Source organism: uncultured Fibrobacter sp. (assembly GCF_947305105.1).
Lineage (GTDB): Bacteria > Fibrobacterota > Fibrobacteria > Fibrobacterales > Fibrobacteraceae > Fibrobacter.
Genome location: NZ_CAMZCS010000025.1, coordinates 1 through 13,368, shown reverse-complemented (window position 1 = coordinate 13,368; position 13,368 = coordinate 1). Strand labels below are relative to the sequence as shown.

7 protein-coding genes and 1 other RNA gene are annotated in these 13,368 nt (G+C 52.4%); 5 read left to right on the top strand and 3 right to left on the bottom strand.

Annotation, left to right across the window (positions count from 1 at the left end; translation table 11 throughout):
• Positions 1-10: 10 nt before the first annotated feature.
• Positions 11-3,415: an MFS transporter gene (locus tag Q0Y46_RS10955; protein ID WP_295681322.1), complete on the bottom strand. Its 3,405-nt coding sequence runs from the start codon at positions 3,413-3,415 to the stop codon at positions 11-13.
• 164 nt (positions 3,416-3,579) lie between these two features.
• Here Q0Y46_RS10955 and Q0Y46_RS10950 point away from each other — a divergent pair, with 164 nt between their 5' ends.
• Positions 3,580-4,203, top strand: coding sequence for a hypothetical protein (locus Q0Y46_RS10950; RefSeq protein WP_295681325.1), 624 nt, complete (start codon positions 3,580-3,582; stop codon positions 4,201-4,203).
• Between the two features lie 126 nt (positions 4,204-4,329).
• Positions 4,330-4,917, top strand: a complete 588-nt coding sequence (locus Q0Y46_RS10945; protein WP_297947351.1) for a hypothetical protein — start codon at positions 4,330-4,332, stop codon at positions 4,915-4,917.
• 40 nt (positions 4,918-4,957) lie between these two features.
• Here the strand turns inward: Q0Y46_RS10945 and Q0Y46_RS10940 are convergent, their stop codons facing one another.
• Positions 4,958-9,667: a VWA domain-containing protein gene (locus Q0Y46_RS10940; protein ID WP_297947349.1), complete on the bottom strand. Its 4,710-nt coding sequence runs from the start codon at positions 9,665-9,667 to the stop codon at positions 4,958-4,960.
• 198 nt (positions 9,668-9,865) lie between these two features.
• On the opposite strand from Q0Y46_RS10940, the gene Q0Y46_RS10935 reads away from it, so the two are divergent.
• A complete protein-coding gene (locus Q0Y46_RS10935) occupies positions 9,866-11,221 on the top strand; it encodes a polysaccharide deacetylase family protein (protein WP_297947347.1) in 1,356 nt (451 codons plus the stop codon).
• A gap of 24 nt (positions 11,222-11,245) precedes the next feature.
• Positions 11,246-11,710, top strand: a complete 465-nt coding sequence (locus Q0Y46_RS10930) for a hypothetical protein (protein WP_295681334.1) — start codon at positions 11,246-11,248, stop codon at positions 11,708-11,710.
• 280 nt (positions 11,711-11,990) lie between these two features.
• Here the strand turns inward: Q0Y46_RS10930 and ssrA are convergent.
• Positions 11,991-12,350: a transfer-messenger RNA gene (ssrA, locus tag Q0Y46_RS10925) on the bottom strand.
• Positions 12,351-12,560: 210 nt separating this feature from the next.
• Here ssrA and Q0Y46_RS10920 point away from each other — a divergent pair.
• The coding region (locus Q0Y46_RS10920; RefSeq protein WP_297947345.1) for a hypothetical protein at positions 12,561-13,368 on the top strand (808 nt) is incomplete at its 3' end.

Below are 13,368 nucleotides of genomic sequence, written 5' to 3'. Positions count from 1 at the left end.
GTCTTAAAAATTAGGTTGTCTTTTTCTTGTTCTCTTCGAGTTCTGTCGCCATCTTCTTCATTCCGGGGAAATCCCATTTCCCGGAACCGAGCTTCGGAATTTCGTTGACGCAGAATACCGAGCCGGGGAGCATCAGGGGAGGCATGCCCGACTTGCGCAAACTGCGTGAAATTTCTTCGGTATCGAGGTCTCCCTTGACCAGCAGTACGATACGTTCGCCCTTCGACGAGTCGGCAACGGCCGTCACTGCAAATTCCGAACCTTCGAGCACCTTCGTTTCGGCTATGCGGAGTTCTACGGCGGTAAGCGAAATCATTTCTCCGCCGAGTTTCGCGAAACGGCTGTAACGTCCGAGAATCAACACGAATCCGTCCTTCGTGATGGAGCACTTGTCGCCCGTCTTGTACCAGCGGCGGCCATCGATTTTGAGGATGACATTGTCGGTCTTTTCTTTGTCTTTCAGATAACCTTTCATCACTTGCGGGCCGGTCACGACAAGCATGCCCTCTGCGCCTTGCGGCAAGAATTCGTTCGTTTCGGGGTCGATGATGGCGCATACGGCACCCGGGGTCGGGAGCCCGATACTTGTGGGGTCGCTGCATTTTTCCATTGTGAGGAAGTCGTCGAGCAACACGTTGGGCGCATTGATTGTCGTAAGCGGCGTAAGTTCCGTGCAGCCGTAACCTTCGTAAATGTCCTTGCCGAACTTGAGCTTGAACGCTTCGCGCATTTCGGGGCGGAGCTTTTCGGCACCGGCGATAATGTAGCGCAGCGAATCAAGGCACATCGGGTGGACCCAGCGGTTGATGGCGATGGCGCGCAGGAACGTGGGCGTACCCATCATGATGGTGGTCTTGTACTGGGCGCACACGCGGGCGAGCGTCTTGATGTCGGTCGGGTCGGGGCAGAGCACCATCGGCACGCCGTCCAAAAGCGGCAAGATGAAGGTGAGCGTAAAGCCGAAGGAATGGAACAGCGGGAGCAGCGCCGTCATGACGTCCGTGCGGCAGAGCTTTATGACGTAGTCACCCTGCTGCGCATTCGAGATGACGTTCTTGTGCGTAAGCTCGACACCCTTGGGCGTGCCTTCGGAACCCGAACTGAACAGGATGACGGCATCGTCGTTCAACTTCGCTGCCGAGAACCAGAGCCTGCGCAGGAGTCCTCCCGGACAGGCCATGATAATCGCTGTCGAAAGGATCTTGCTTACTGTAGAAATCTTTGCTTCTTCTTCGTCCAGGTATATCATCGCGCACTTGCCCGCAATCTGCGAGAAGGCGATGTTCTTTGCGCAGAGCTTGTCGAAGAAGGCGTGCGTCGTGACAACCGTTTTTACGTCGGCCTTGTCGATGCAGCCGAGGATGGTGTCGACCGGAGCGGAATAGTTCAGGTTCACGCTAGTCTTGCCTGTGCCGAGAATCGAGATGATGCCGAGGGCGGCATCCCTGCTCGTGGGCAACATGAAGCCAACGTGCCTGTCGCTCTTGGTGGCGGACTTGATGATGCGACCGAAATAGTGGCAAAGGCGGATCATGCCGTAGCCGTTCACGTGGTTGCCTGCGGGGTCAATGAGGATTGGGCGGAAACGGCGCTTGCGCATCGCCTTGAACCAGAGCGGGACAATCGTTTGTGAATGGTCCATCGCGACGTTCCAGATGTCGGTCCCCAGGAATTCCAGTTCCTTGTGGATGGTCTCTTCGGGCGTGTTTGCCGGAAGCATCTTGCCGTATCCGACGCTGATGACGCGGTTGAATGCCTGCGGGCGGTTCACGCTTTCGGAGGCGTGGCTGTAGCGGCTGCCCCACAGCCCTTGGATGTAGAACGGGACTACCGGGGCGTTCGTGTCTTCGAAAGCCTTCGAATAGTCGAGCGAGAACGACGACATGAACGCTTTCTTGGAAACTTCGCCTTCGGGGAAGATGACGACGGCTTCGCCCTTCTTCAGTGCTTCGTGGATGCGCTCCATTGCGGGGGCGGGGTCGCGACGGTTGATGTTGATGAAGAACTTTCCGTGCGAGAACCAGCGCTGGTACCAGTCGGCGAACGTGTTGCGGTTGCTTGCAATGCGGAGCGGCCTGGGCGATGTCATCTGCAGCACGGCCCAGTCGATAAAGCTGAAATGCGGGCCCACGAGAATGACCGGGCCCGATTCCGGAATGTTCTGGACGCCAACGACCTTGACGCGGTAGCGGAATACGAAGGCGAATGCGAAACGGAGCGCGGCGCGCAAAAGCGGCATCGGGGTGTGCCGGAGGTTCATGATGAAGCTGAGGGCGAGGATGACTGCCAGAATCATGAAGCAGTAATCCAGCGTCACCGGCGTGAATATCAGGAGCAGTGTCTGTCCGCCCATGACGAGCACGAGGAACGCCATCTGGATCATGTTCGCAACGGCGTGGATGCGCCCTGCCGTGTCGGGCCGGGTGAAGTTCTGGATGACCGTGCGCAAGATGACAAATGCGGAACCGGCACAGAAGCCGATGATGCCGTAGAGTGCCGCCTGCAGCCAGCCGTTGTGTACAAAGGGGAGCGCGAACATGGTGATGGAGGATGCTACAGCCGAGAACGGGATGAGGCCTGTTTCGACAAAGCCCTTGGATGCCCAACTGGCGGAGAGCGATCCGAACACGTAGCCCATGGTGACGATGAACATCGAGATGGGGATGACCGCCGTGTTGAGCATGTCCGTCATGTTCTGGATGAGGATGAGGAAGATCTGCGTTACGCCCCAGAATGCGGAAAGGCCCAGGATGGAAAGACGGACGATGGGGTGCCTCCAGGTGGCCGCGAAGTTACGGCGGGAGGAGCGCATCCGGAGCTTCGTCTGCATCTTTCCCACCTTGATGCAGAAACAGCAGATGCTAGCAAGAACGCTCAGTCCGAGGTAAATCCAGAGGGTGAGATCGATGCTGACGGGGGAGTCCGGCCTGCCGGAAAGGCCCATCGCAAAGAATGCTGCGCCTGCCGTACCGAGCACAGAAAGGGCCATGTACCAGGCATTGATTTTCACCAGATCTTCGCTTTCGACCATCTCCTTCATGATACCGAGCTTTGCCGGAGTGAGGATGGCGAGGAAAACGCCGTAAAGACCAAGCAGGCCGTAGGCCACCCATTCGGCGCCTGCCACATAACAAACAACGATGGCGATAACGGCCGCAACCATCCCCACCGACGACCAGGCCATGACACGGCCCTTGCGGAAGTGTCCGGCGAAATAGCTTGCTGCCGGCATCATGAAAATGCTTGGCGAGAAGATGGCGACCTGAAGAAGCATGCTGCGCCACCAGAATGCGGAGCCCTCGAACGAGAACGACAGCCAGCGCTGGAAGTGGACGAACAACCCCATTTGCACAAAAATACTGCAAAAGACGAATATCAGGAAGGCAATAACGTTCGGGTATTTGCTCAGCTTCATAAAACCTCTATAAGCGAACCCAAAAATAGTATTTTGTAACATTCCCTCTATTCTTCCTGTATTCAGCCTCGTTTAAATTTATTTGAGAATTTGCGCTTAATGGTCACTTAGCGTTGTTTTGGGGACTTATTGGGTGAAACTTGCATCTTTGTTATATTTTGCGTATGCGGTTATGGGTCATTACATCTCCAGATGATTTTGCCTCGGAATACGACGATATCGAGGAAATGTTCCGCCGTGGGCTCACGCGGCTGATTTTAGATAAACGCTCTAGGTCGGGCAGGTGTGCCGGTACCGATGAATACGAACGTTGGCTGCTCGGGCTCCCGATGGAATGCCGTGACCGTATTTGGTTGGCGGGTACGCCAGACACGGCCGAACGGCTTGATGTGCGCGGTTGCATTTGCGATGCGCGGCTGTTGGCGGGGGATGTCCCGGAAAGCTGGAAACGCGTAAATTGCGTTGCCCGTGTCTCGAGTGTCGACGAGTATCTCCATTTGCCCGGATGGGTTTCGGGGGCGTTGGTGGGGCCGGTATTTCAGCCTTTTTCGGCAATTGAAGCTGTCGAAACGCTCGGCCTGGAACTGGCTGGAAAATTCTTCGATTCCGAAAATCTTGACCGTCGGCCCGCGTTGATTCTTAGTGGCGGAGTCGATGTGGATTCGATGGACGACTTCAAAAAACTGGCTCCCGCCGGGGTCGCGAGTCTCGGGGGAATCTGGAATTATGCCGACCCGGTAAACGCTTTTGTCAAGTTGAACCGGACCTGTGGGAACAATCCGTTGTGAAAAATTTTTCGAACAAGCGGAAAATCAGTAAATTTTTTCGATGAGTTTGTTTTTATTGGATTTTTTTTCTTATCTTATACAAGAACTGGAGGTTTAGATTTGTCCTGGAATAAAAAAATTTTTCTTTTGATTAGCCTTTGTTTGTTCGGCTTTTCTCACTCGTTTGACTTGAAACCTTTTGGTCAGTTCTATTTCCCGACCGATGCGACCATTTCTAGGGATTCAATGGATATTGCTGCGGAACAGGAATGGGAAACAAATTTTGTGATCGAGGCGGGTATCGAGGCCCTTTTCTCGGCCGAATTCAGCCCGATGCGTTACGGTGCCGGTATTGGCTTCCGCAGTGCGCAGCAAAGTGATGGTTCCGAGGCGGCTCCGGCGTCTATCCCTCTGTGGGCGGTGCTCTCGTTTGGCCGAATCGTGAGGGAAAGTATTGTTTCGCCTTACTTGTCGGTGAGGGGCGGCTATCTTGCTCCTGTCACGCTCGACGGCAACTGGTGGGAACGCCCCTTGAATTACTTCGCCAATTGCGGCGTGGGCGTTGTCTTGCCGATGGGCTTTACGGTGGAAGCCAGTGTCGATTATTCTTCGATGCAAAAATCCTTTACGGATGACGACATCAAGTTCAGGGTTTCTTCGCTCCGTATAGGGCTTATGCTTGCGCTGAATATCGAAGTTTCTCGCGACAAGATTTACAAGCAGACCTCTGAATAATTTCTATTAAATCGCTTTTTTGAGTGCCATTAGGTTTGCCCTAATGGCCTTTTTTTTGATTCTTCCGGTACACGCCTGTCTTGACGGTCCTTGTTTCTTTGTGGCCGTCTTCGAACTTGAAGAATATCTTCCAGATATAGATGCCCGTACCCACCTTGCGCCCCTTCTCGGAACGCTGGTTCCAGTGCAGGAATCCTAGTTTGGCGGCTTCGTTGGCATTGCCGCGCTTGGGGTCTTCCATTTCGCCGTTGTAGCCGAATTTCTGCTCGAAATGCGTCACGTAAGTTGCGATTCCGTCGAAAATGTAGACTTCGGCCGTGTAGGGAGATTTCGCCTTGACGCTGATGGCCGATATGCTGTCGGGGAGGGCTTCCCAATCGGAACCTTCGGGCGGTATCCATTCTTGATTTTTTCCTATGCCGCTGATCACTTTCACAGGCTTGACTTCGTCGAGGTAGAACATGCCGTCTTTCCCTTCGATTTCGATACCGCCGCGACCGAGCGCGTTCCCGACAAGGTCTTCGTAGGGGGCTTCGGGGTCGGTGAACAGGCAAAAGCCCGCATTGATGTTATAACCGTCGAGGATGAGAACCCACTGTTGCCCGTTGTCCCGGATTTGTGGCGCATGTTTGAGGCTGATAGGTTGCGATGCCGTGTCTTTGCAAGAGGTCGAGTAGCGGAATATTTTTTCCCAGGCGTTCTCGTCGCCGATATTTGTGACCGGTTCGGAGAGCCGGACAATAAGTGTGTCTGGCGGTGTATCCGTTTTCGGGTCCATGTATTCCGTAAGGCCCATCTTTCCGGGGTTCTTGGTTGCCTTTGTGGGGACAGCTCCGACTTTGTCGGTGAGCATGACATATTCCATCTTGTCGGAATGGATCGTTGTAAAGCCGAGGAAGGGCTTGCGCACGGAGTCGGCCTTGGTCAAGCCATACTTGTACGGGGTGTTGATGTAGCCCTCGAACCATTTCCCGTCTGTGCGGTTTTTCTTTATCATTCCTTCGGGGACGAATCTCCATTCGCCACGGTTCGAATTCCAGAACACCGAGTCGATGCTCGAGATATTGTCGTCGCGTTCTTCTTTGAAGTGTATGCGCACATAGTCTGCGTGGCCGTCTAAATCCTTGTCGTAAATTTCGGCGGTGTCGGCAATGAGCGAGTACACAATGGAGTCGCGGGGCGAGGGCGTGATTGTATCTTCGAGTGTCGTATCTGCAATGGTTGTGTCGTTGGCCACGTAATGGATGCGGCAAGCGTCTGTGGAGAGTGTCCTTTCGCTTGGGTTGCGGACCGATGTGCCCCTCGCGTCGGTAACACGAACGTAGTAATCGAGCCTGTCAAAATCTCGGATGTTGGCAGGGAATTCTACAATCCAGTAGTCTTTTTTGGCGGAGTAGGCGAGCGCCACTTCTTGGAAGAAAATCATCTTCGAATCCCTGAAGTAGAGCACGACGCTGTCGATTCCGTCGCTATCCTTGATATTGAAAATGAAAGACTTTATGTCTGTCGTCGAATCTTCGCATGCTATAGAAATAGGCTCGATGGTGGGGATGTCGTTATCGACAAAGATGGTGTAGGGCTCCTTGGATGGATTTTGAATCTTCGGGGTCTTGCCGGTTTGCCCGAGGTTGTCGCCCGCGATAATGTAGAACTCCAGGCCGGGTGCAATGACGAGGTTTGCAGGAACCGTAAATTCCCAAAGGCTGTCGTGTACATTTTGCAGGGCAAATATCGTAAAGATGTCCGTCGTGCCGGCGGTACGCATATACAGGTTTGCGTAACTGATGCCGACTTGTGTCCTTATGTAGGCGCTGATGGTGAGCGGGTTATTGGATTCCTGGGAATTTTTGATAAGTTCCCACGTTTTTTCGGTAAGGGTAATCGACGGTGGGATGGATTTTTCGCTCCATTGGGCCGAATCTTTCGTAGTGATTTTGTTGAATTTTGTGCTGAGGATAATGTCGTGCGTTTCGCCGTTCTGGACTGTGTCGGGAGTCTGGTAGCAGACTACGTATTGGGACAAAACGTTGTCGCGGATACCGGCGTAGAGACCGGCCAGTTCGCTAGCGTCGCTTGCAAGCGAGAATGTGCCGCCTGTGCCTTCGGCCAAATTCGCCAGCGGGTATTTGCTGTCGCTCTCGAGCGCAATGGAATAGATGGGCGTCTTTTTCGTATTGGCTTGTTCGATTGTGCCTCTTATGTCTCTCGAACCGCTGTTGTTGTCGCCATCGGAGAAGACAATGACCACGGTTGCGTTGGTCTCGTTCACGATTTGTTCCAAACCGACGATGGTTCCCGTGATGATGTTCGTCATTTTGCCATCGCCCTTGATTGAATCGACAGCCTGGAGCAATGAACTCCTGTTCGATGTCATGGTCTGGTGGACTACGGTGGAATCGACTAAGACAGAATCTTTTGTGGCAGAATCCACTTGTACCTTGAAAGCGCCCTTGAACCCTACAATAGATGTCCTGTCGTAGGGGCCCATGTCGTTGATAAAGGCTCGAATGGCATCTTTTGCTTTTTCCATGCGGTTGTTCGTTAGCATCGAGGTGCTCTCGTCGACGACAATCACAACAGAAACGCCCGTAACGTTGTTTATACTGGTCACTTGGGGCTGAATGGCTTTACCATCTTGAGTCAATGTGAAATCTTCGGAAACAAGCCCGTAAAAGGAATGGCCGGAATTCTTGTCTGTAATAGAGATTTGTGCGCAGACTTCGGGGTAGTTGCTAATGTCCAGCTTGGAAATGTTTAGCAAAGGTTCTGCCGATTCGTCGTTCGTGAAGGTGGCTTTTACAGAACAGAGCGAGTCGATTAAGGTCACGGACGTTCTGGAATTCTTCGGGGAAGAAATTGTCATGTCGCCTTCGGTGTTCACCCAGGATTTGAACCTATATCCACCGTAGGGCCATGCGGTGAGAATCGTTTCGACTCCCGGAGCGGTGTACACCTTGCCAGCCGGGTTTACGGAGCCTTCTTTGGCGGTCAATACGTTCAACACGTATGGCGTCGAAATCCAGGCTTTGAACGACTTGTTCGGGATGTTGTTGGCGCTATCCCGGAGTGTCAAATAAAGGGGGACGCCGGCTGCGCCTTTCACGGTGAAACTTGTGATGCCGCTGACTGCGCTTGTGGATTGTGCTTTTGCAAACGTCGAGTCTGTTCCGTAATCGCTGAAAATGCCGCCGATTGGGTCGATGGGCTCAAAACTGACTAGGTAGGTGGCAGTATCGGGAGGAGTCCAGCTGAAACGGATTGTTGAATGAGTCGATTCTCTGTAGTAGTTTTTCTGGAAGTTGAAAGTCTGCTTTGCCTTGGTGAGCGGGTACACGGAGCTCTGTTTGAACCTTGCTTTCAGTTCGGCATTGGCCGATGTCGTGATATACGTGTTTGGGGCTTCGGCGTCTTCGATTACAGGGGTGCCTGCTACGATTTGCCAATCAGAAAAACGGTAACCGTCGCTTGCCTCTGCGGCGATGGTGTACTTTGCTCCGGCGAAGGCTGTTGCGTACCCGCTGTCCGGAGTCACCTTCCCGTTCCCGTCAGAGCGGAGAGCGATGCTGTACGCTTGCGTGGCGTAGCTGATATAGAACGGGTTTTCTTTTTTATTGGGTCTGCCGACGATGATAGATACGACCTGCCCTTGTGTGAGCGTCACAGTTTCGCTTAATGTCCCGCGGAATTTCTTGGAATAAGAAATCGTCTTGTAATCGGTGCTCGTGTACCGGAAGTAATATAAGGAATCGCTCAAAAAATCGTTCGATGCGACAAAGGTGTAAGAACCGGCGCTGGGCGCTGTAAAAGTGAACCGGACTCCGATATGCCCGCTGGTGACACGCTTTGCGTACAAGTTGTCTGCAAAGTTGTAACCGACAGGAACATTGGTGATCGTGTAAATCGGGCCCGGATTGAATACGGCCTTTATTTTGCAGTCGGTCTTTACGTCATAAATTTTTGTTGTATCCTTCTTGCTGTCCAAAATAGAGCATGTGCCCGAAGTGACTTCCCAGTGGTCAAAAATATTGTTCGAATCTGCGACGGCGTAAATTCTGGTCGTGTCGAGTTCTATAATTCGGCTGTTCGATAAAACGGCTCGGCTAGACGAATCGACGTAAGCCGCTCCGTTCCCTGAGAAAGACGTTGTTACGGTGTTTGCCTTAAGAACCCAAAGGAAGTTTGAATCCTTCATGTCGTGATTGGGGTAATAGGCGAGAGCGTTGCAGTAGTAATTGCTGCTGTTGGGCTGCGCACTGAAAATGCACTTCACTTCTCTTGAGTTCGTATAAATGCAGTTTTCTTTAGTGGTGCTTTTGGTAAAAGTGGAATCCCCGGCGAAATAAAGGACCGAAGTGGGCTGGCTCGTTTTGTAGACAAGTGCATATAGCCCACCTTCGTTGGCTTTGTATTTTACCCGAATGCCATATAGCGAGGCTGCGGTAATCTTGACGCTGTTCTTGTAAAAAATGAATTTTGTCGGCTGGTCGGTAAGTTCGTAAATAGGGAGGGTCTGGGTGACCATCTTGATTGTCGCGTCGTTCGAAGCCAGGATAAATCCAGAGGAATCTGCGGTTTCATCGGTGAATACTCCCGCTCCAGAGACGAGCTCCCATTTGACGAAGTTTTCACCTACGTTGAGTTTTTTCCTGGCGGCAATGGAGAGCGTATCGCCGGCGGAGGCGTTGTAGCGCGTTGTATCCCCTTCTATTGTAACCGTCGCAGAGGCGGTAACCGCAATAAAAGCAAGCAAATACAAGATTTTTCTAAAAAAAGCCGCCACATAGCCCCCTATCTCAAAAGAAACGTATCAACAAGTAAGTCGTTGTATTTTAAATATATAACTTATTTTTTCGTGCTGTCGCTAAAATATGTTTTGGCATGGAATTTTCGCAGAAAATAATCCTTCGTGGATAGCTATATTATGTGACGACAGATTAAGGATGGTTTTATGTACAAGAATAATCCGGTTGCCGCGATTTTTGCGCTGGTGTGCCTTTGTTTCGCTTTCGTTTGGGCCGGTCCGGTCAAGACGGTGCCTTGGAACGGCTACGTGGGGGCGGTGAGTTTTACTTTCGACGATGCGCTCAAGAACCAGATAGACAACCTGAAACCCATCCTCGAAGAACTTTCTAGTGTTAAAGTGACTTTTTTTGTCACTAACATGAGCAATGGGCTGCAAGGGAATGCGGCCGGTTTTGCGGCTCTGGCCAACGCGGGTCACGAAATCGGGAACCACACGCAGTCGCATGGCCACATGACGGGGCAGAGCGAGTCGGAACTGAACAGCGAAATCGTGGATTTTGCAGGGACTATCGAAAAAACGCTCGAATCGGCCGGGGCGAAGGTCAAAGTGGTGTCTTTTGCGGCCCCGTTCTGCGAAACAAACGAATCTGTACAGAAAATTATTGCCAAACGCCACTTCAACAATCGCAACTGTGGCTGGCACGGGCGCAACATGTGGGAAACGCAACCCGAGATGTTCAATATCCAGGCAAAGATTTGGACGCGCTCCGGGGCAACCTTGCCCGAAATGCTTTCGGCGATGGACACGGCGGCCTTTATCGGCGATTTTAGTGGCGCAAATCCGTGGGATGTTCAGGTGACGGGCGGCTCCTGGCTTGTGGTGCTGAACCACGGCGTCACCGACGATACGGGGGACGATTACTCCATCAATCCTGGCGATATCAAGAAAATTATGCAACGCGCCATTGAAAACAAACTCTGGACGGCGAGTTTTGGTACGGTTTCGGCCTACTACCGGGCGCATTTCGTCATCGATGCGGCAGAATCGGTCGCGGCAGATGACGGGTTTACGGTCAGTTGGAAAATCCCAGACGAGCACATGCCCGAGAAGGTGCTGCTGCGCGTGAAAATCGATACGCAAGGTGTCGGGGAAGACGCCGTCGTGGAACAGGGCGGCGTCGTTATCGCTCCGGAGTCCGACGGGACGTTTGTGGTAGACTTCATGGCGACTAGCCTCAAGGTGCGGAAGGCACGGGCGGGGGAGGTTGGCGGCGGGGATAAACCCGATTCGACGGTTACGGCGGATTCGACGGCTGCGTCGGATACGGCGTCGGCCGCGGACACGTCGGCCGTGGGAGATTCGTCGGGGACAGTGGGAATTGTTCTGGCCCCGTCGGTGCCTGGCGTTACTTCTGCAAGCTATGCGGTTTTTGACTTGAACGGCAACTGCCTTGGCACGTCGAACGGGTTCGTCGTGCCAGACCGTATGCCCAAGGGCGTGTACATTGTCCGTGCGACGGCTGCTGGCGCTGCCCCGGTGGTGAAAGTTGTCCGCAAGTGAGATTTTTACTATATTTAAGGCACTATGCTGAAAGAAGAATTTGAAGACGAATTTGAAAACGACGACGAAATGGACGAGGCTGCCCTCGAGAAATTCGACGAGGATCCCGAAGAAGGTTTTGTCCCGCAGGTCCGTGACTACAGCGACCGCCGCATCCTGATTTGGGAAGAGGACGAGGCTCGCCGGAACGCCTGCCTCGAGGTGCTGTCTGACCTCCTCATGGGGGCGACCCTCAAGGCCGTCGCCACCGAGGCCGAAGCTCTCGAACAGATCGAGGCCGACGACTGGGATACGTTCGTCGTGGATTTCTACACCGAAGGCGTGTCCGAAAGCGATTTCATCAAGCGTGTCAACAACTATCCGGGCTCTATCCTGGTGGCCTTGTCGATGGGCCCGCTCACGCTCCCCGATGAACGCGACCCTGCCAAAACGGAGTATTTGCGTCGCCTTTTCGACATTGAACGCTCCGGTACGCAGCTTCACGCCTAGGCCCCCGCGCCAGCTGGACCACTACCAGTAGTCCATTCCCCTGAAAATTATCCACCCGGCCCACCCGCCGGGTGATTTTTGTATATTTATAGACGTAGTAAGGATTGTTTTAGTATGGGATTTTATTTTACTGGCGTTTTAAGCCATGATTTGGATTGTTTTTTGAGAGGAACTTTCGTGCTGCGCTAGCACGGGTGTTCTTTTTTATTTGAGTTTCAATTCCTCCTACCCCCAAAAATATCCCCGGCTTTATAAGCCGGGGATTCTGTATTGAGAGTATTCGTGGAGGTGAGGGGAGTCGAACCCCTGTCCAAAATCACTTCCATGTCCATTCCTACAAGCTTTCCCTTCGCATTTAAGGTCTCGTCTTATCCACGCCCAAGAAGGTCGGCGCAGAGTTTGACCAGCCTAGTGAATCTCGGACTCTAGCCCCAGGCATGCGAGAATCCTATCCCATATTGCGTCCGGACGTACATCCCGATGGGAGCGGAATGAGGCCCGGCGTTGCCGTTAATTAGGCAGCGAGTGCGTAGTTTTCGTCAGCACTTATTTTTTTTCAGACTTTTTAACGAGTGCCCCCGTCTGAGACCTCGGCTTGCAACTAACACTTCGGCGACCCTGTCGAAACCAGATCACCCCCAGTCATTAGTGGTTGGGTCCAAATATACAAAAAAATGGTGAAAATGCAACACAATGCCGAAATTTGACGAATTTCGCCATTTTAAAATTTGAGAAAAAAATGTACTCTTGTTGAAAATAAATTATATATTTTGTCTGCAATTTCATTTTCGATGTTGTTGGATTGATGGAGAGGATTGTGGTGGGGAAGTCTATAAAGATTTTATTCTTTTTGTTAGCACTTGCTACGAGTGCGAACGCAAGTGTTACAATCGAAGGCGATCCCAATCCCTATAACGTGAATGTCGGCGATACGCTTTCCGTCACATCCCGGAAGAGCCTCCAGGTCGGCGAGAACTTCGTCAAGTGGGAAATCGTCTCCGGAACGGGAACCTTCGTCGACGAGACCGAGGACTCGACCGGCTTCATCCCGTCGTCCGACCCTGTCGTCATCAGGAGGGTGACTCGAAACTTGCCTGTCACCGAATTGTCCGAAACGACCACCAAACTCTACATCAACCAAAGCAGCGCCATCATCCCCCTGTATTCGATTTACGGTATCCGCATGTATTTCGAATCCGGCGAGGGGAGCCAGTATGTGATTGTATTTACATATCAACAGACGTTAGGCCAATTGCCTTTTTATTATGACTCCACTTTCAGCGATGTAAATCCCCCCAGCTCGGTATCCACCCCCTTTAATGTTACCAGGGATTGTCGAACTACTCTTGACAGAAGTCGATATTGCTACATCAGGACGCAACCCCATACAAAGAACTATTTCTTAATCTATGCGGGCAACTATCCCAACGCCAACATGAAGGATTCCGTAACCGTCAGGGTCGCCCGTACCTATACCCTGGATGTTACGCATTCAGGCAACGGAACGGCGTATGTTGACTCCCTGGGGACGGGAATACTGTTTGCCGGGGTCCAGTCCTACAGCAGAGTCATCGATACCGACACCTCCAGGATATACGCCATTCCCGGGAACGACAACGTGTTCGACCGCTGGGAGGTCGTGTCCGGCCAGTGCTCCA

Bases quoted from the DNA above. Each gene is read 5' to 3' on its own strand.
- Q0Y46_RS10955 (WP_295681322.1), bottom strand. From the start codon at position 3,415: ATGAAGCTGAGCAAATACCCGAACGTTATTGCCTTCCTGATATTCGTC.
- Q0Y46_RS10950 (WP_295681325.1), top strand. From the start codon at position 3,580: ATGCGGTTATGGGTCATTACATCTCCAGATGATTTTGCCTCGGAATAC.
- Q0Y46_RS10935 (WP_297947347.1), top strand. From the start codon at position 9,866: ATGTACAAGAATAATCCGGTTGCCGCGATTTTTGCGCTGGTGTGCCTT.
- Q0Y46_RS10930 (WP_295681334.1), top strand. From the start codon at position 11,246: ATGCTGAAAGAAGAATTTGAAGACGAATTTGAAAACGACGACGAAATG.